Here is an 18,795-nt window from a genome sequence, read left to right as displayed (position 1 = left end):
ATGGAGCTGGATTTCAGTGGTTCCCGCTGGAACGAAAAAAGGGCCTAAAGGCCCTGATTTCAATCGCTTACAGAATTCAGTGGAACTCTGCAGTGCAATATTTTTAGCGGGAAACGAGACTTGTATCTGGTGTCCTACTCGTTGAAATCTAAGGGTTTTGTTTTCTTTCCGGAGCAGGAAAAAACTTGATTCTGGACTTGTTTTGGAGGGGTATCAAGGTCCAGAGGTATGATTCCCAGCTCTGCCATTGGGTCTACGCGAACATCCGTAAGTTGCCCAAAAAATCCAAATCAGAAGTAATAGCCGATATTCATATACAGCTGGTTTTCCCACTGATCACTACCCCCAGCCCCCAGACTCTGGGTGAGACTGCTGCCACCGATGACCGGATCATTCTTGCCGTACAACCATTCCGTGGCGATCCACAATTTGCTGAACGAGAACGAGGTGCCGAGAATCATCCGTTGCGAGGTCTTGAAATCGTCTGCGGATTTATCGAAGGCGCTGTAGTTGGCGTACAGCTGCACACCGCTGATCTGATCGAACAGGTACTTGCCGCCAACGTCGTAGCTCACATCCGCCACGTACAAGTTGCCGCGACTGGCGACGTTGTAAGTGGCGTCGTAACCGCCGAAAGTCACCAGTTCATCAGTGCCGGGGTTGCGCGGGGACATCTGCTGTCGCGCAGCTTGCAGTTGCACGCCCCATGGCCCGTTTTTACCGATGTAGTGCACCGCCACGGCATTGCGCCGGCCGTCATTGTTGGTGTCGCGGTTCTCCAGGGACGAAGTCAGGCCAGAAATCCCGACTTCGGACTTCCACGGCCCCAGGTCCATCGCCTTGGCCACCCGCAGTACCACGGTGTCGCGTTCCTGGTTGTTGCTGCCGTCGATGACATAGCTGTCCGCTTCAGAGACAACGCTGGAGTAGGTTTCCCCCTTACTCGTACCTTTGCCCTGCGAGGCCGGGCGAAGGTAGTACCCAGCCTGGATATTCCAGTCACCGCTTTGCTGGATGTACTTGGCGCCAAGTTCTTCCAAGTCTTCCAGACCCACGACGTTGCCCAGGGTTTGATAAAACGTGCTGCCAAAGTACGGCTGCAAACCGAACGGTACTTGGTTCAGGCCAACCTGGATTTGCTGGTCAGGGTTGAACTTGTAGCCGATCCAGGCGAACTCGGCGAACTGGACGTCACCGACGTTTTCTGTGTACTGGTAAGGGTAAGCTCGTCCGTAGAAACGATACTTGGCCTCGCCAATCCAAGTATCGGAGTTGTACTTGGCGGAGAGGATCACGGTATCGAAGTTGAACTTCTGGATGTCGCGATCCGGGTCATAGTCCCAACGCGCCCGGACGGCGCCGCCAAGATTGAGATTGTCAGTAACCTGTATTGCCATCGCAGGCGTGGAGAGCGCGTACGACAGTGCCAGCGGGATCAGTGAGCGCAAGGCCCGGGTGGTGTTCAAATTCATGGTCGCTCCGTCTTTAAGTTTTATTTTTGGCAACAACCATCCCGGCCACGGCAAAGCGCGGTCTGGATGAAATAGGTACGGCCCGCCGAGACTGAGGTTGGAACAGCGTCCAGGTGCTAGCGGGCTAAACGGTGTTTGAGAAGCCGCGGTCGTTCAAATTTCTGCGTCAGTGGCGTTGAAGTTCTTCAACCACAGCGGCACAAGCGCGGAAGGTGTCCAACGTCCACTCTGGGTTGATAAAGTCCGGCCAACTGGAAAGTTTTACGATCGCCACTTCAGCAGCTGGGTCCCAATAGATACTTTGACCAAATACTCCGCGCGCCGAGTAGGTGCCCTGTTCACTGTCCAATACCCAGCACTGATTGCTGTAAGCCGCGGTCGGATAGTGCTTGGTGTAATAGCCATAGAGGACTTCAAAAGCAGGGGTGGAACCACGTCCGCATGCACGCACAAACGTCTCTGGGACGATCTGCTGGCTATTGAAATGTCCACCCTGCAAATACATCTGGGCAAAACGCCCGAGATCACGCAGCGTGGCGCTCATCCCGCCATCGGCCAATGCAGTGCCAACGCAATCGAGAGTGATATTCGCGTCTTGTTCTGCCCCTAGTCTTGACCAGATCTCCCGACTCAACAAAACGGGGAGCCGCTCGCCGCAGGCCCGCTCACAGACCCAGGCCAACATGTCGGTATCCACCGAGCGATACTCAAAAAACTGACCATGCTCACGGTCTTTACTCAGCGATTTCAATAAACCGTAAATGCTGTCAGGAGACTCGCGCTCTCCCCGTTCACGCCAACCCGAGGCGATATCCAACTGGATGAATTCAGCATCCGGATCGGTGTAATCCTCCCTGAATCTGACGCCCGTGCGCATATCCAGCAGATCCTGTACCCGGGCATCGCCGTAGCCGCTAGCTGACAGCTCGGGCACATAGTGGCTGACATGCGCTTGGGGATCGATTCTGCCCTGGCCTATCAACCTGCCGACCAGGCTACCGACGATGGTCTTGGATACCGATTGCAACAGATGCAACGTGTGCGGCTGCATACCATTGAAATACTGCTCGGAAACCACCTTGCCCTGATGAAGCACCAAGAAACCATCGGTGTAGCTATCGGTCAGGAAGGTCGCCAGATCGGTTTGCCTACCGTCGATCCGCTGGAAATGTACGTCGTCCAGAGAACGCTCGTTGCGCTTGAGTTCGCTGACCGGCCCGGGACCACGATGAATAGCTGCCACCGGAAACAGCTGGCTCATGTGCTGGAACGACCAGCGGTTATAGGGCGGACTGTCCCAGTTGTGCTGACGGACTTGCTTTTCCCGGGGCGGCGGATAGCCCTGCATCAGTCTTAAATCCTGATATCCAATGCCAGGAGCGGTCATGTCGTTTTTATTGTACATAGGGGTTCAGCTCTCATCGTTCAGAGGGTGGTGGCAAGAAAAACGGTGGCCATGATCCTGGGTCTCGGCTGGCACCTCTCGGCGACAACGCTCACTGACCCTCGGGCAACGGGGCGCGAAGTGGCACCCGGTAGGCCGGTTCAAGGGGCTGGGGATCTCGCCGCTGAGGATTTGCAACTGATCACGACGATCAGGATCGATGGAGGGCACTGAATTGAGCAGTGCACGGGTGTAGGGATGACGCGGTCGACCGAACACCTGCCCCACAGGCCCGGCCTCGACGATGCGCCCCAAGTACATCACCAGCACCTGCTGCGCCAGGTACTCGACCGTTGCAAGATCGTGGCTGATGAACAGGTAGCTCAGGCCATTATCGGTCTGCAGCGTCTTGAGCAATTGCAGCACTTGGGCCTGGACCGACACGTCGAGCGCCGCCGTAGGCTCATCGAGGATCAGCAGTTTTGACTCCAGCGCCAGAGCCCGGGCGATAGCGATACGCTGCAACTGGCCTCCGGAGAACTCATGGGGATAACGCTCCATATGCTCCTCGCCCATCCCCACATTTCCCAGCAACGTGAGAATGCGCGCGTGCAAGGCACTACCGCGCAAACCAAAGGCAACCTTCAGCGGTTCGGCAACAATCGCCTTGATCGTCATTTTCGGGTTCAGCGAGGCGTACGGGTTCTGGAACACCATGCTCAAGCTCCTGCCCCGCGCCCTGGCATCAGTAGGCAGCGGCCGACCTTCGACCAGAATTTGCCCACTGTCGGCTGGCAGCAGGCCGAGCAAGGTCGCGGCCACCGTACTTTTGCCACAACCGGACTCCCCCACCAGCGCGACCGTCTCACCGGCCTGCACCTCCAAGCTGATGTGGTCGATGGCGGTCACCAGGCCGTCGCGGCTGGCGTAGGTCTTGTGCAACTGAGTGACACTCAGCAGTGCGGGCTGTTTGTTGTTATTCATAGCCGTTTACCTTTCAAAGAAGCCTCACACCTTGACCAACGTGTTGTGGCAAGCCGCCCAGTGTTCCTCGCCGATCTCCACCCTCGGCGCAGCCTGGACGCATCGCCCGGTGGCGCGTTCACAACGCGGGTTAAAGGCACAGCCAGGCGGGGGAGCCGCCATGTTCGGCACCTGCCCAGGGATGAAGCCCAGGGGCTGAGCCCCCTGCCCCAACTTTGGCACGGTGCCCATCAATTTCAGGGTGTAAGGGTGCGCAGGTCGCTTGAACACCTGGCCCACCGGACCGCTCTCTACCACTTCGCCGGCATACATCACCGCCACCCGGTCACAGAGCGAAGCCACAACCCCAAGATTGTGCGTGATAAACAGAATCGCCAGGTCCTGCTCCTGCGCCAGCTTGCGCAGCAGGGCGATGATTTGAGCCTGCACGGTGACGTCAAGCGCCGTGGTCGGCTCATCGGCGATCAGCAGTTTCGGTCGACAGGCCAACGCCATGGCAATCACCACGCGCTGCAACTGGCCGCCAGACATCTGGTGCGGATACTTGGCTAGCGCCAGAGAAGGATCGGGCATGCTCACCGCCTCCAGCGAGCTCAGCGCCTCGGCGCGGATTTGCGTCTTACTCAGTTGCCGATGGCAGCCGATGACATCGAACATCTGCCGGCCAACCGTGAAGAACGGGTTCAGCGCCTTCATCGGATTCTGGAAGATCATCGCCGCGCCACCGCCGCGCAAATCCGCTAGCTGCGATGCCGACGCACCGTTGACCTGCTGTCCGGCGACTTTGACCCTGCCTCCCAGCCGAGCTGCCTCAGGCATCAATCCAAGACAGGACATGGCCGTCATGGACTTGCCCGAGCCCGACTCCCCCACCAACCCGAGGATCTCGCCGCGCCTGACCTTGAGGTCGATGCCGCGTACGACCTTTACGGTCTTGAACAAACCAGGGAAGGACACCGTCAGCCCTTCCACTTCCAGCACCAACTCTTGAGCAGCGTCGTTATTCGAAGCAGCGAGATATTCGGGAGTAGACGGTTGCAAGGATTCGTTGATCATCAGCGCGTCCCCTTCTTTGGATCGAGCACATCGCGCAGTCCATCACCCACCAGGTTGACGGCCAGCACCAGGACAAAAATCGCGACGCCGGGGAACAGCACCGTCCAGGGATTTTCGAGCAATTGCGAGCGCGACGCCGCGGCCATCAGCCCCCATTCGACCATGGGCGGCTTGGCCCCCAGTCCGATAAAGCTCAGCGAGGCAGCGGCAAGAATGGTGTAACCAAAGTCCATGGAGCCCTGCACGATCACAGGCGTGGTGGCATTGGGCAGTACATGGCGAAGCAAGATACGGCCGTGACTGACGCCCATGGAACGGGCGGCATGGATATAGGTTTCTGAACGAACCCGTACTACCGCACCGCGCATGATCCTCGCGTACCAGGGAAACCAAGAGACAGCGAGCGCTAACATGGCGTTGGCCAATCCCGATCCAAGCGCAGCGGTGATAGCGATCGGCAACAACAGCGGCGGAAAGGCCAGAAACACATCTGATAAACGCATCAGCAGCGTATCAACTCGACCACCGAAGTAACCGGAAACAAGCCCAATCGGAATCCCGATCAGCATCGCAATCAGCGTCACGCTCACCCCGATGATCAACGAGGTGCGTGCGCCATAAAGCACCCGTGAAAGAATGTCGCGACCAAACTCGTCGGTGCCCATCCAGTGTGCCCAGTTGGGTGCCAGCAATTTCTGGGAAAAGACAATCTTGTTCGGCTCATAAGGTGCAAGCCAGGGGGCGAAGACTGCCGCCAGGATGATCAGCAGCAATAACAGCGCGCCGAATACAAACAACTTATTATCGCTGGCAAACGCAAGGGCCTTGATACGCCATGATGGGGCTCGCGAGGGCATGGACAGGGACACGTCTTGGATACTCATTGGACTCGCAGCCTCGGATCAACAAGGTGATACAAGAGATCAACAATCAGGTTGATCGACAGATACGTCGTGGCCAGCACCAGAGTGGCCCCCATCACAGCGGGGAAATCATTCTGGGCAATCGAAAACACCACGAAACCGCCCAGGCCGGGCCAATCGAAAACGAACTCGACAACGACTGCACCGCCGAGCAGGTAACCGAAGGTCAGGCCCACCACGGTCAGCAGCGGAATCATTGTCGCCTTCAGGGCATAGGCGTAATGGATACGCCACTTGGGTACGCCGTAGGAAACGGCCGTACGGATGTATTCCTCGGAGAGCACCTCGACCATCATGTTGCGAGTGATCCGAGTGACAGTGGCCAAGGTCACGACGACCAGGGTGAGCACGGGGAGCGTCAGATGTTTGATGGCGCTCCACAGCGCTACGAAATTACCGGCCAGCAGCGTGTCGATCAGGTAAAAGCCGGTCACGCGCTCAAACGGGCTATCGAGCAGAATGGAAGCATCGATACGGCCCTGCAGGGGCAGCCAATTGAGCTTGCCGTAGAACAGCAACTGCAAGCCCATGGCCAGGATGAAAACGGGAAATGCCGTCCCGGCGATGGACCCCGCTCGTGCCACGTTGTCGACCACTGAGTTCTGCCGAGCCGCCGAGATGACGCCGATTGGCACCCCGAGCAGCACCACCCAGAACATCGCAAGGAATGTCAGTTCAAACGTCGCGCCTACCCGCCTGATGACCTCCTCCGCCACCGGCCGCCCGGTGCGCAAACTGGTGCCAAAATCACCCTGGAGAAGATCGCCGATGTAATTGAAGTATTGGATCGGCAGAGGTTTATCCAACCCCAGTTTTTCCCGCGCGACGGCAATCTGCTCCGCCGTGGGGTGGTTCCCCAGCATCATCTCTACCGGGGATCCGGGAAGAGCTCGGCTCAGAACGAAGGTGATGGTCAACACGCCCAGAAGAATGAAGAACATCACTATCAATCGCTGGGCTATATACTTCGCCATTTATACTACCTTTTGTGGCTAATAAACTTGGGCCTGACTTCTTACGCCCAGCACAAAGTCCTCAAAAGAAAATTAGCTCTTGAGGAATAACCGGGCGAACCAACCGACTGTCGGTCTACAAGGTAAATCAGGCCTACACCTACAACTTCATCGCAAACAACTCGGCATTCAGCGATTCAAGTTGTAATAGAGAATTGCCTCATAAGCAGGGTTCAGGCTCTTTTCCATACCCTTGATGTCTTTGCGGGAGACACGTATCTGCTGCACGTCGGCGTACCAGATCGCAGGAGCGTCCTTAGCCAGGAGCTGCTGGGCCTGAACGTACCTTTCAGAGGATTTTGTCCTATCACTGCCTTCCAGCGCCGCCGCCTCTTCGATCAACTGATCAAAACTTGGGTTGCTGTAATGAGACAGATTGAACAGCGTTGTCTTCTCGGTATGGAACTCACTGAAAAGCCAATCGCTGGGTGTCGGATACGTCGGCCACCAAGCCATGGATTGCAGGTTGGGGGCGGTGTCCAGCTTCTTGGCCTTATCCCAGATCACACCCCACTCGCCGGGGCGTAACTCCACTTCTACGCCAACCTGAGACGCCGTCGCCTGGAACAGCTCAGCGGCGTTTGCATAGATGCCACTGATGTACTGCATCGAGACCTTCCAGTCCTGCTTGGGTACGCCAGAGGCCTCCAATAATTGGCGGGCTTTATCCAGATTGTAGGAAGCCATAGGCACGCTGGCATGCCCCCAGATACTGGTGGGTAAAGGCCCCTTGGACACACTACCGTAGCCGTGCAAAATATCGTTGGTGACACCTTCATAGTCCCAGAGGTATTGCAGCGCCTGACGAAATGCCAAGTTATCCGTAGGGTACTTCTGGGTATTGATCAAGAACTGGAAGTTCTTCCACGAAGGCGCGGTACTGACTTTGATAGAAGGGTTCTCTCCCAATACCTTGAGCTGATCAAGGGGGATATCCCAGGCAACGCCAGCCTCGCCATTTTTTATCATCTGGGTGCGGGTGGAGGCTTCGGACACGACCTTCACGATGACGCGATCAAATTGCCCTTCTTTCCAACCTCCCCAGTAGCCATCGAAACGTTCGAGCACCACTTGCTGGCCCTGTTCGACCTGCCCAAGCTTATAGGGACCGGTACCGATAGCATTGGGAGCCATCATCCAGTCATGCCCCTTATCCACCGCCGCCGGGGCAATGATATAAGCAGCGTATTGACCTGCCGCGATCAGATTGGCCGGAGTGGGATTCTGGAACTTGAGCACTACCGTGTCGTCAGCGAGGACCTCGATGGAATCCAGCGCTTTCCATACATACGCAGCGCCTTGTTTTAGCGCTTTGACATAGTCGATGGATTTTTTGACCGCTGCGGCATTGAACGCCGAACCGTCGTGAAACTTAACGCCGTGCCGCAGCTTGAAGGTCCAGGTCTTGCCGTTGTCGCTGCTTTCCCAAGACGTGGCGAGCCCAGGGGAAAACTCCTCGGCACTGCCCGGAGCGTTATAGACCAGAAGCGTCTCGTAGATATTGCCCAGCACCCGCACCTCTTCCGAAAACGCCGAGGCTGGATCCCAATCCTTGAAAGAGGCTCGATCAGCGACAACCAAGGTATTGTTTGCCGCACACACCAAGCCACTGGTCAACGGCGCGGTAATGGAAAGCGCCATCAACCCTGCCATCAAGGTTCTTTTGAAGTTCATCGATGTTCCTCTTATTTTTATGATGGGCGCAGCGGGTCACTTGCACGAGCAGGCGTTAATCCAGCTGGAATGAACGACGTGTTTGGCCGTTCGTGAAACTGCCTGTTGAGCGGTGTGGCTCATTATTGATCTGCCGCACCGCTAGCTCAATTTCGCCAGCGCTAAGAAAAAAACGCCAAATGACGCTTGAAAGCGTCACCTAGCGTCTGTTTTTAAAGCGGGGATTAGAACAATGGCGGAACGAGGTTGAACTCACCCTCGGATGGGCGAATCAGCAGCCGCGCCCTCACCTCGCTGGGGATCTCAGGGGCATCAATCGGGAAGCAGCTGCAACTGGAAAGCGCGTTACGCAGATCGATCGATTCACCGAGGTACTCAAACACAATCTGCGCACCAAAAGGACGTCGAAAATTGTCGCCCGACACGCCGAGCACCAAGCCGTTGAGAAAGCGGAAGCGACTGCGATAGGAGGGGTAAAGCGCCGACCAGATGTAGCCCCGAGACGATAGGTATTCGTGCTCGACGATGTAAATCAGATCGGATGAGGCAAAGCAGAACCCACGATATTTATTGATACCGAAACTCTTCAGTTGGTCATCACCCAACCTCACTCGCTCGTAGGTTTTACTCAGGATCTTGTTGCCGGAACGGGTCAAGCGGGTAATCGACTTGATCACCTCCCCTGATCCGGAGGGCGACATCAAATAGACAAAGTAGTAACCCTGGTACTTCGACAGTTCCTGCGCGGAGCTTGGGAAAAAATCGGCTGGTACTGCGCTGTCCGGCTCTCGCACTGTGCGCTGTCTGTTGAGCAAAGCGCGGAACGACTCGTGCTCGGAGAATATTTCATCCTCATCCACCCCGAAAAAAGCGCATATCTTGCGAAGGGTGAACAGTGAGGGAGTCGCCTGCGCCCCCAAGTATTTGTTGAACTGCTGGCGATTGATATCGAGGGAGCGGCAAACCATAGCCACCGACTTGTAGTACCCGCAGAGAAGGCGCAGGTTTTGACTGAAGTCTTGCATCGACTGGGATGAACTGGAGCTCACCATAAAGAGTATTCCTAATGCCACAATTGACAACACGTTGAACTAATCGTCGCTTGGGGTCACGGCTTCAAAAGCTCAGTGCAAGACAGTGCCTGAAGCGCAGAAGCTCGGCATTGCCAACCCGTGATCGACGCGAGCATTGACCCGACCATAGCGATTAGGTGAGGACATATTCAACAAATGCACAAGCTTATCCAGCGATTCCTGACGCTTCGGTAGAACTAACATCGTCTGCATATTTGTAATTCGCGCCTATAGCTACCCAAGAGTCGACTGTTCACTTGAACATCGCGTGAGCTCTTAGTCACGATATCCTCCCTGCAACCTGATGCATCGATGTGGTCGAGGCAGCACGGCTGAGTCTGCTAATCGATGGCGGTTTGATTCGCTCAAGTCAGTCGGCCCGCCGCTGTGCATCGCTCTTCGAGCAAACGCACGAACATGGTCAGGCTTTGCGACACCGTCCCCCGGCGCCACACCAGCCAGGTTCGCAAATAGCGAAAGGACTCCGACAACGGCCACACACTCACCGTGGTGCAGCCCGGCATGCTTTCGAGCATGCTGCGCGGCATCAGCGCCAGGCCAGCACCGGAGCTGACACAGGCCAGCATGCCGTGATACGACTCCATTTCGAAAATCTTGCCGGGCACCGCAGCATCCTTGGCGAACCAACTTTCAAAGTGATGTCGGTAAGAGCAATTAGAGCGAAAGGCGTAGATGTTTTCGCCGTTCACATCCTGCGCACGGTGGATCGGCAAATGGTTGAGCGGTGCGATCAGCACCATCTCTTCCTCGAATGCCGGCACGCCCTCCAGTGCCGGGTGCAGCACCGGCCCATCGACAAACGCAGCGGCCAATCGACCCGATAGCACTCCGTCGATCATGGTCCCGGAAGGACCGGTGGACAGGGCCAGTTCGACCTTGGCATGTTTCTGGTTATAGGCGGCCAACAATTCAGGAATACGCACCGCCGCCGTGCTCTCCAGCGACCCGAGGGGAAACGATCCTTGCGGCTCTTCCCCCGCAACCGTCGCGCGCGCCTCGTGGACCAGATCGAGAATGCGTCGGGCATAGTCGAGAAAACTCCAACCAGCCGGCGACAGCCGCAGGCGGCTTTTCTCGCGGATAAACAGGTCAACGCCCAGGTCCTGTTCCAGTTGTTTGATCCGCGTCGTCAGGTTCGACGGCACACGATGGATGTGCTGAGCGGCGACGCTGATGCTGCCGTGCTCGGCGACCGCTTTGAAAATTTCCAGCTGAACCAGATCCAAGTCATTCTCCATACGTGAACGATACGGTCAGCATTATTCAGTTTTAAGTAACCAAAAGCCACCGTAGTCTGAACGCATTCCCACCCCGCAGGACGATGCCATGACCAACATTTCCAGTCTCACTCATGCCATTTCGATCAATCCCGTCAACGGCGAGCAAATCGGTAACTACCCTTTTGAATCCGAAGCGGCACTGCAAACCGCATTGTCACGTGCCACGGCCGGGTTCCGTGTCTGGCATCGCACACCCGTTGCGCAACGCGCGCAACGGCTGATCGCCCTGGCCAACGTCTTGCGCAACAACGCAGAAACGATGGCGAACATGATCACCCTGGAAATGGGTAAGCCGATTACCCAAGCACGTGGCGAAATCGAAAAGTGTGCGCAGCTCTGCGACTGGTACGCGGAACACGGCCCGGCCATGCTCAACGCAGAACCGACATTGGTTGAGGGCGGAAAAGCACGCATTGAATACCGCCCACTCGGCTCGATTCTCGCGGTGATGCCGTGGAACTTCCCGATCTGGCAGGTCCTGCGCGGCGCCGTTCCGGTATTGCTCGCAGGCAACACCTACGTGCTCAAACATGCGCCAAACGTGATGGGTAGCGCTTACCTGTTGCTGGACGCCTTTCAGCAAGCCGAATTTCCTGAAGGGACTTTCGAAGTCATCAACGTCACGCCGGAAGGTGTTTCCACGGCGATCAAAGACCCACGCATTGCAGCCGTCACCCTCACCGGCAGCGTGCGAGCTGGCATGGCCATCGGCGCGCAGGCCGGTGCGGCGCTGAAAAAATGCGTCTTGGAACTGGGCGGCTCCGACCCTTTTATCGTACTCAACGATGCCGACCTCGACGATGCAGTGAAAGCCGCCGTGATTGGCCGTTATCAGAACACCGGGCAAGTCTGCGCAGCGGCCAAGCGCCTGATTGTCGAGCAGGGCGTTATTGAAGAATTCACGCGAAAATTCGTTGAAGCCACGCAAAAACTCGTGGTCGGTGATCCACTGGCAGCCGCTACTTACATCGGCCCGATGGCTCGCTTTGATCTGCGTGATGAACTGGATCAGCAGGTGCGCGACACTTTGGAGGAAGGTGCTACGTTGTTACTGGGTGGCAAGAAGGCCGAGGGTAGCGGTAACTTCTACGAGCCAACGGTTTTCGCTGATGTCACCGACCAGATGACCTCGTTCAAGCAGGAACTGTTTGGCCCAGTCGCTTCGATCATCACCGCACGCGATGCCACCCACGCCATGGCACTGGCAAATGACAGTGAGTTCGGCCTCGCCGCGACGATTTATACAGGCGACGTGGAACGTGCCCAACAAATGGCAAGTGAACTGGAAACCGGTGGTGTATTTATCAATGGTTACTGCGCCTCAGATCCGCGTGTCACCTTCGGCGGTGTGAAGAAGAGCGGTTTTGGTCGCGAGCTTTCGCACTTCGGGGTACGTGAATTCTGCAACGCGCAGACGGTGTGGCTTGATCGGCATTAAGCGCATGGACGAAGACCGAGTGCGTTGGAAACCTCGTTTTCTAAAGAGCTCATTGCAGCTTACAAAAATAATACCCCGCCTAAAATCGCGAAATATTTCGTGAAGTTGGTGGATACGGCAAAGTAAGCGAAAGTGAATTGTTCCGATCCTCAGACCACTGCGTGGTTCTGACATCCGAAGAAGGGATAGAAAGGAACTCTACCCAAATCTTCGAATTACCGTTGCCTGCCTCGTTCCTCCGGTCAGCTCTCGCTACGCGTGAGCTGACCGTGACGTTGGCCTATTCACCAGCTGTGCGAACGACTCGACGCGTGGTTGACCAATATTGCTCTGAGTAGGTTTGCCGAGGCCGAGGGTATTCGTTAAGAAGCCGACCGGCTGATTAAGTTACGAAAGGGGCTGAGAAGCTGGATCAGGCACGTCAGCGACAGAACAACACCGAGCATCGGCTGCTTTCACTTATGCTGAGGCAGGAGCAAACCTGCCCCAGCATAAATGACTATTTGATCACTACCGGATTGACTGGTGATCCGGCAGCGCGATGTACTTTTAGCGGGGCTGCCACATAAAGGAAAGTATACTGCCTGTCTTTAGCGCAACTTTCAGCTAGCTTTTCCAGATCGCAGATCTCCGTAAAGGCGATACCAAGATTACGCATCAAAGCGCAGTGTAGTGGTAGAGCCACACCTGATACTGGGTCTGTCGTGACCTCATTGGCGATGGTATCGGTGACAAGGTTTGGAATTTCCTTCTCATGGAACCATCGAACAAGCTCCTCCGAATATGTAAGGCCTGGCTCGCAGAATCCGTCGTAAAACGCCTCGCCCTGCTCATAGAAAGCTTGAAGGAAGTTAGTCCTGATAATTAGGATATCGTGGGGCTCGATCGTATGGCCCTGAGCCTCTGCACACGCCACAAGATCTAAGTGAGTGAATGTTTCACCTTTATCCAGCATGCGCTTGCCACGATGCCGTGCCATGTCCAGTAATACTCCGCGTCCGACCACTCCTCGCTCGCCGATAGGTGCGACACTGGCCTTGTCAAGGCCACCCACAGTTGTTCGCGCGTCGTAGCCGTTCCATATTTTTCCGCCGTACCAGAGGTGGCCAAGCGCATCATATTGCGTGGAGCCTTGCAGAAACGCGTCGATCTTGTCATCAGCGTAGTGCAACCCGCCGGGATAACATGGGCCATGATCATTGTCCCAGCTTGACTCATCGAGAACCATAGTACGTTCCGCCGGGGTACGGCCTGGCCAAACCGGATCGCCTGCGGGATCACCGATCATACGCTGTAAAGTAAATACGCTTCCCGTCTTAATGTGCGCCACTCCGCGCATGACTTCTTGCGCGCTCAGGTAGTTCAGCGAGCCAACTTCGTCTTCCGGTCCCCACTTGCCCCAGTTAGAAGGAGCGTCCTTCAAAAAATCATCCATCGTAGGAACTGCAGTTGTCATGATTTTTTCCTTTTTAGTCGCGGTGGTTATTGTTTGCTCTGAATGACTGAGTGACTAATGCTTGCAACGAAGCAGGATTCACCCCACTAGTAAGCGGACGCAGTAGGCAATGGGATCTCACGGCCCCGCTCATGAATCTGGGTGTCGGAGCTACCCTTCTCCCCACATATTCTCGACACACTTGACGCTAACAGCTTCACGATCGCAGAAATCCGATCACCGTCGCTGACTAGGAAGATATCGCTCGCATGGCGAGGGCAAGGCGAACTTTCATTCGTGGCTAAGGCGTGGCTAGAGTCAGCCCGTGGCTCCTCCCACAGATGGATTAGTGTTGATCACAGAGGGCGTGATGCGTACAAAACCTGTGGGAGGAAGCTCACCGCAATGGTGTCAGACTGAGCGACTCAGACATGTCAGTCAGCCATAGCCTCTTCTGCTACCCGCTTAGTAGCCGTGGGCGACTCAGCTCCTTTGGCTGGCTTGGCATCCGCCGCCTTCAAATCCTTGGCAAATGTCCCATCCATCTCGCCCTTGAAGAAGTTCTTACCGTAGATCAACAAGCACAGCACAACGCCAATCCCGAAGGCCCAGCTCGCGCCTTTGATTGCCAGTACCGCGCCGATCACACCCGCGATACCCAAGTCGCGCTGGCTGCGCGCTTCAAGGATGCCCAGGCGCACGCTTACATAACCCTGGATCAGCAAGGTCAGCGACAGCGCAACACCGAGAATCGGCTGTACCAGGGTCACGACAGGCAACAACAGCAGGCCGCTGTTGGTCCCCCAACGGAACGACCCGACACCGCCGATGATCGACTTCATCGCGTTCGGCCCACCTTTGAAACGTTCGATCACCACCACTAACATCGCCGCCCATTTCGGGCCGCACATGGCGACATCCGGGCCAAAGATGCTCATGAACGCATTACGCGCACCGAAGATCAGGTGAGCACGGTCGGCGTTGTAGTCAACGACTTCATCCGTGCGGACGGTTTCTGCCTCATCAAGGAGAGATTTCGCACTGAGCACGTCACCGAAGACGATGATGTACGCCGCCAGCATGGTCGGCAGCGCGGAGATGAACATGGACAGTGGCGGCATGCCCAGGCCGAACACGGTGTAGTCGTTCCACAGGCCGGCAAAGTCCGGTTTGCTGATACCCCACTGAATCGTTGGCCAGGACGCTTCACCAAACAATGGTGCAATCACCACGGCCAACAGAACGATCGGCAAGATGCCGAGCTTGGCGAGGTTCCACCAGAAGCGGTTGCGCTGCTTGAGCTCATTAAAGTGTTGGGAAAAGATCAAATAGAAGGCAATGCCGACCGCAATGGAAATGGTCCAGGGCAGCACGTTGAATTTACCGCCCACCTGGAACACCGCGATCACCGCACTCAAGCCGGCACCGACGATAATCCCGGACTTGATCGCCGAGGGCACATATTCCACCACCTTCTTTGCCATCCCGGTCGCCCCCAGGGCGATTGAAAAAATCCCGAGCATCAACTGGAAGGCAATCAAGGCGTGGACACGCTCCGGGCCCATTGGGAATTGCGCGCAGTACGCCATCAGCAGTGGTACCGCCGGGGTGATCCAGCCAGGTACGGTGGGGTCACCGAGTAAATGGTGCGCCAGGTACAGCAAGCCGTTGAGCATCACGACGGCAAGTGCGACCTCGAATGGCATGCCGAGCAGTTCGGTCATCAGCGGAATGGCCGCCAGGTCCACGGCACACATCAGCAAGCCCTGAAGGTAATCCGGAAGCTCGATCTTGTAGTGAATAAACGGCAGCCGGACCTTGAAGGGACCCAGCGGGATGTACGGGCTTTCGCTCCGTTGCGCAGGAATGTTGGACATTGAGTTCACCTGTTTTATTGGTTTTGTACGGGCGCACGCTCCGGTACTACCGGAGTCGTAAGTGACGGAGATCAATAGGCTGCGCGATAGATCTTCTCGATATCAGCGGCGGTCAGCTTGCGCGGGTTGTTGCGCATCAAGCGGTCGATCTGGCTGGCCTCCTCGGCCATCGCCGGAATCGCATCTTCAGGCACGTTGAAACTGCGCAGACCGGTTGGGATATCCACGGCGACACATAGATCCGTCATGGCTTTAACGGCCTGGTCGGCCGCATCCTTGTCGCCCAGGTGTGCGACGCGCACGCCCATGGCCTCGGCGATATCACGAAAGCGTTCGACGCAGGCCGTCTTGTTCCACTCCATCACGTACGGCAGCAGCAAGGCGTTGCTGACGCCGTGGGCAATGTTGAAGCGCCCGCCCAATGGGTATGCCAAGGCGTGCACCGCCCCTACTCCGGCGTTACCAAATGCCATGCCGGCCATCAAGCTGCCGGTGGCCATGTCTTCCCGCGCGTGCAGGTTGGAGGGGTTGGCATAAGCCTTTGGCAGCGCCTTGGCGATCAGTTTGATAGCGCCCAGCGCGATGGCGTCAGTGATGAGCGAAGCGTTGAGTGAAAGATAGGCCTCGACCGCATGCACCAGCGCATCGACACCGCTGGCCGCCGTCACGCTGCGTGGGCAGGTCAACGTCATGGTCGGACAAACCAAAGCCACATCGGGTAGCAGGTAGTCGCTGACAATGCCTTTCTTCAATTGCGCTTGCTTGTCGGAAAAAATCGCTACGTTGGTGACCTCCGAACCCGTGCCGGCGGTCGTTGGAATCGCAATCAACGCAGGGCCCTTACGCTTTACCAGATCGACACCGAACAGTTCGCTCAGCGAACCGCCATGCTCGGCATACGCCGCGACACCCTTGGCGATATCGATGGCACTGCCGCCACCCACCGCAATCAAGCCGTCATGGTTGCCCTTGCGATAGGCGCGGGTGCAGTCCTCTACGATAACGATTTCCGGCTCCGGTTTGACCTCATCGAAAACGCCGTAGTGGCGGCTGCCCAGTTGCGCCAGCGCCAGGTCAACGGTGCCGGATTTCAGCAGAATGGCGTCGGTGACGATCAGCGGGTTCTGGACATTGAGGCGAGTCAGTTCAGCCGAAAGCTGCTCGATAGCGCCTTGTCCAGTGATCAGTTTGTTCGCGATTTTGAAAGCAGAGATGTTCATCGGGCTCGTCCAGTTGATGTTGTTTTATTGGAAGACGTGCCATACGAGTTAGCGAAAGACGTGCCAATGCCCGCAAAGCCCCGTGACGTGGGGCCTCTGCGCGATTTACACGATAATAGGAGGGGTTTTACCGGTCAGTCCCGATTAGGTTTCTGATCGATTCAATCGAGGCTGATTAGAATTCTAATCAGAATGTTCCCAGCGCTTCATTTTCTGCACCACGGTCGCCTGACTCACGCCCAACGCCTTGGCTGCAAGGCGCGTGGTCTTGTGCACACGCAGCGCCGCACGAATCGCACTGCGCTCGGCATTTTCCAATACCTTGCGCAATGGCAAGCCGGTTTCATTGGTATTGCGCGGATTGAGGTCGAGGATCTCCTCGGGCATGTCGAGCGCCTCGATAGTCCCGGTCTGATTGGTCACCACCAGCCGTTCGACGATGTTGATCAACTCGCGGATATTGCCGGGCCAGGCGTACTCGCACATCAAATCGAGGGCTTCGAGACTCCATTGAACCTGACGTTCATAGCGGACATTGAATCTGTCGAGGTAGTAATGCAGAAGCGGCGGAATCTCCTCCCGACGCTCGCGCAGTGCCGGAATGTGGATTGGCACCACATTGAGCCGGTAATACAGATCTGCCCGAAAACGACCTTCTGCCACCAGCTGTTTGAGGTCATGGTGGGTGGCGCTAATGATGCGTACATCGACCTCCTTCAGCTCAAGGCCACCGACCGGAATGAAGCGATTTTCCTCGATGACCTTGAGCAACTTGACCTGCACCGGCAATGGCAAATCACCAATTTCATCGAGAAACAATGTTCCGTGATGCGCCAGCTCCAGCAGGCCACGCTTGCCTTTAGGACCCGCGCCTGTGAACGCTCCAGGCGCATAGCCAAACAGCTCGGCTTCGATGAGGTTCTCGGGCAGCGCACCGCAGTTGAGTGCGAGAAATGGTTCACTGGCACGCAGACTGGCGTTGTGGATGAATTGCGCTACGAGGGTCTTTCCTACGCCGGTTTCTCCCTGAAGCAGAACCTTCACCGAGCTACTGGCAACCTGCCGGGCCAGCGAGAAAATACGGCCAGAAACCTCCTGATCGGCCATAAGTGGAGAACGCAGGAGGTTGTCTCGTTGGCCAGCATGAAGTTTGGCGGTGCTGTTGCGCAGTTGTTTAAGCTGTTGCAACTCATCACGCTCGTGTTTCATGCGCAGCAGTTCAGTCATGTCGCGTACGGTACTGACAACATATGAAATCCGGTTTTCAGCATTGAGAATCGGCGTGGCGCTGACTAACAATTTCTTGCCCTGACTCAGGCTCTGCATCACCGACACCGGCCGACCTTCATGCAATACACGCAGTGTGGCCGATTGCGAGAGGACGCCCTCCTTTACAAGCTCCTGCATGGATCGGCCGATGAGATCAGCACCGCTGAGCCCGGTCTGGCGCTCATAGGCTTGATTGACCTTCAGCGTCTTGCCGTCGCCATCAGTGATGTAGACGCCGTCATGCAAAGCGTTGAGCAGTTCTTCGAAACTGGCGTCATTGACGTTCACCGGGGAGGTTCCTTCGAGGGTGCGGAGCAGTTAAGTGTAAACGTTGTGCCAGGATGGAGAGTAACGTAAGCCTGGCCTAACGATGTAGTTCCAGATCTGCTTGCAAACCCTGAGGACCCGATCGCAACCTCGTTCTTTACCAGCAACTACAATAGTCCGTAGCCCCTAGCGTAGCGTGTGAACTGTTTAGCGGTATTAAAGCGCCGAGAAGGGGTAGCTGATAACCAAATGGTTTTCGTCGAATTAAGCCGATTTGCCGGGTCTCTTCGAAAAGTTCACGCCACACTTGGCGCCAGCGGTGTATTTCCCCTAGGAGGAATTCGTAGCCGCGGAGTTCGACTGGATAGGAGCGCATTTCGCTATGGATCGACGACCCGCCACTACTGTT

Annotated in this window: 14 protein-coding genes and 1 pseudogene; 2 read left to right on the top strand and 13 right to left on the bottom strand. The window is 56.4% G+C overall.

Annotated elements, in window-relative coordinates; genetic code table 11:
* Nucleotides 1-290 precede the first annotated feature (290 nt).
* The 9 genes from HU749_RS12410 to ptrR all read right to left on the bottom strand — a co-directional run bounded on the left by HU749_RS12410 (nt 291) and on the right by ptrR (nt 10,826).
* Nucleotides 291-1,472, bottom strand: a complete 1,182-nt coding sequence (locus HU749_RS12410; protein WP_186651966.1) for a putative porin — start codon at nt 1,470-1,472, stop codon at nt 291-293.
* 166 nt (nt 1,473-1,638) lie between these two features.
* Nucleotides 1,639-2,877 (bottom strand): serine hydrolase domain-containing protein, encoded by a 1,239-nt coding sequence (locus HU749_RS12405; RefSeq protein WP_052719898.1) that lies wholly within the window; start codon nt 2,875-2,877, stop codon nt 1,639-1,641.
* Between the two features lie 6 nt (nt 2,878-2,883).
* On the bottom strand, nt 2,884-3,840 hold the full coding sequence (locus tag HU749_RS12400) for an ABC transporter ATP-binding protein (RefSeq protein WP_046061799.1): 957 nt from the start codon (nt 3,838-3,840) through the stop codon (nt 2,884-2,886).
* 24 nt (nt 3,841-3,864) lie between these two features.
* Nucleotides 3,865-4,896 carry an ABC transporter ATP-binding protein gene (locus HU749_RS12395; RefSeq protein ID WP_186651968.1) on the bottom strand — a complete coding sequence of 344 codons (1,032 nt, stop codon included), beginning with the start codon at nt 4,894-4,896 and terminating at the stop codon, nt 3,865-3,867.
* Nucleotides 4,896-5,780: an ABC transporter permease gene (locus tag HU749_RS12390; protein WP_046061800.1), complete on the bottom strand. Its 885-nt coding sequence runs from the start codon at nt 5,778-5,780 to the stop codon at nt 4,896-4,898. The genes HU749_RS12395 and HU749_RS12390 overlap by 1 nt, the downstream gene beginning before the upstream one ends.
* Nucleotides 5,777-6,793, bottom strand: a complete 1,017-nt coding sequence (locus tag HU749_RS12385) for an ABC transporter permease (protein ID WP_046061801.1) — start codon at nt 6,791-6,793, stop codon at nt 5,777-5,779. The genes HU749_RS12390 and HU749_RS12385 overlap by 4 nt, the downstream gene beginning before the upstream one ends.
* A 168-nt stretch (nt 6,794-6,961) precedes the next feature.
* Nucleotides 6,962-8,506, bottom strand: coding sequence for an ABC transporter substrate-binding protein (locus tag HU749_RS12380; RefSeq protein WP_046061802.1), 1,545 nt, complete (start codon nt 8,504-8,506; stop codon nt 6,962-6,964).
* Nucleotides 8,507-8,730: 224 nt separating this feature from the next.
* Nucleotides 8,731-9,558 (bottom strand): helix-turn-helix domain-containing protein, encoded by an 828-nt coding sequence (locus tag HU749_RS12375; RefSeq protein ID WP_013692895.1) that lies wholly within the window; start codon nt 9,556-9,558, stop codon nt 8,731-8,733.
* A 386-nt stretch (nt 9,559-9,944) separates the two neighbouring features.
* On the bottom strand, nt 9,945-10,826 hold the full coding sequence (ptrR, locus tag HU749_RS12370; protein WP_046061803.1) for a putrescine utilization regulator PtrR: 882 nt from the start codon (nt 10,824-10,826) through the stop codon (nt 9,945-9,947).
* A 100-nt stretch (nt 10,827-10,926) separates the two neighbouring features.
* Between ptrR and HU749_RS12365 the strand changes: the two genes are divergently transcribed.
* Entirely contained in the window at nt 10,927-12,318 is a 1,392-nt protein-coding gene (locus HU749_RS12365; protein ID WP_079302851.1) for an aldehyde dehydrogenase family protein, read from the top strand.
* 499 nt (nt 12,319-12,817) lie between these two features.
* Here HU749_RS12365 and HU749_RS12360 read toward each other — a convergent pair whose 3' ends face one another.
* The 4 genes from HU749_RS12360 to HU749_RS12345 form a co-directional block, all read right to left on the bottom strand.
* Nucleotides 12,818-13,774 (bottom strand): cyclase family protein, encoded by a 957-nt coding sequence (locus HU749_RS12360; RefSeq protein ID WP_013692892.1) that lies wholly within the window; start codon nt 13,772-13,774, stop codon nt 12,818-12,820.
* A 413-nt stretch (nt 13,775-14,187) separates the two neighbouring features.
* Complete coding sequence (locus HU749_RS12355; protein ID WP_186651970.1) at nt 14,188-15,630, bottom strand: hypothetical protein; 1,443 nt, start codon at nt 15,628-15,630, stop codon at nt 14,188-14,190.
* A 71-nt stretch (nt 15,631-15,701) separates the two neighbouring features.
* Entirely contained in the window at nt 15,702-16,850 is a 1,149-nt protein-coding gene (locus tag HU749_RS12350; RefSeq protein ID WP_095973916.1) for an iron-containing alcohol dehydrogenase, read from the bottom strand.
* A 183-nt stretch (nt 16,851-17,033) separates the two neighbouring features.
* On the bottom strand, nt 17,034-18,407 hold the full coding sequence (locus HU749_RS12345) for a sigma-54 interaction domain-containing protein (protein ID WP_013692889.1): 1,374 nt from the start codon (nt 18,405-18,407) through the stop codon (nt 17,034-17,036).
* A 253-nt stretch (nt 18,408-18,660) separates the two neighbouring features.
* Between HU749_RS12345 and HU749_RS12340 the strand changes: the two are divergent.
* Nucleotides 18,661-18,752 (top strand): annotated as a pseudogene (locus HU749_RS12340) (5-carboxymethyl-2-hydroxymuconate isomerase); the annotation flags it as partial.
* Between the last annotated feature and the right edge of the window lie 43 nt (nt 18,753-18,795).

It is taken from the genome of Pseudomonas ogarae (genome assembly GCF_014268695.2).
Taxonomy (GTDB): domain Bacteria; phylum Pseudomonadota; class Gammaproteobacteria; order Pseudomonadales; family Pseudomonadaceae; genus Aquipseudomonas; species Aquipseudomonas kilonensis.
This window is presented reverse-complemented; position numbering and strand designations above follow the sequence as displayed.

Bases quoted from the DNA above. Each gene is read 5' to 3' on its own strand.
- HU749_RS12405 (WP_052719898.1), bottom strand. From the start codon at position 2,877: ATGTACAATAAAAACGACATGACCGCTCCTGGCATTGGATATCAGGAT.
- HU749_RS12355 (WP_186651970.1), bottom strand. From the start codon at position 15,630: ATGTCCAACATTCCTGCGCAACGGAGCGAAAGCCCGTACATCCCGCTG.
- HU749_RS12390 (WP_046061800.1), bottom strand. From the start codon at position 5,780: ATGAGTATCCAAGACGTGTCCCTGTCCATGCCCTCGCGAGCCCCATCA.
- HU749_RS12360 (WP_013692892.1), bottom strand. From the start codon at position 13,774: ATGACAACTGCAGTTCCTACGATGGATGATTTTTTGAAGGACGCTCCT.
- HU749_RS12380 (WP_046061802.1), bottom strand. From the start codon at position 8,506: ATGAACTTCAAAAGAACCTTGATGGCAGGGTTGATGGCGCTTTCCATT.
- HU749_RS12350 (WP_095973916.1), bottom strand. From the start codon at position 16,850: ATGAACATCTCTGCTTTCAAAATCGCGAACAAACTGATCACTGGACAA.
- HU749_RS12385 (WP_046061801.1), bottom strand. From the start codon at position 6,793: ATGGCGAAGTATATAGCCCAGCGATTGATAGTGATGTTCTTCATTCTT.
- HU749_RS12375 (WP_013692895.1), bottom strand. From the start codon at position 9,558: ATGGTGAGCTCCAGTTCATCCCAGTCGATGCAAGACTTCAGTCAAAAC.
- HU749_RS12365 (WP_079302851.1), top strand. From the start codon at position 10,927: ATGACCAACATTTCCAGTCTCACTCATGCCATTTCGATCAATCCCGTC.
- HU749_RS12410 (WP_186651966.1), bottom strand. From the start codon at position 1,472: ATGAATTTGAACACCACCCGGGCCTTGCGCTCACTGATCCCGCTGGCA.
- HU749_RS12395 (WP_186651968.1), bottom strand. From the start codon at position 4,896: ATGATCAACGAATCCTTGCAACCGTCTACTCCCGAATATCTCGCTGCT.
- HU749_RS12400 (WP_046061799.1), bottom strand. From the start codon at position 3,840: ATGAATAACAACAAACAGCCCGCACTGCTGAGTGTCACTCAGTTGCAC.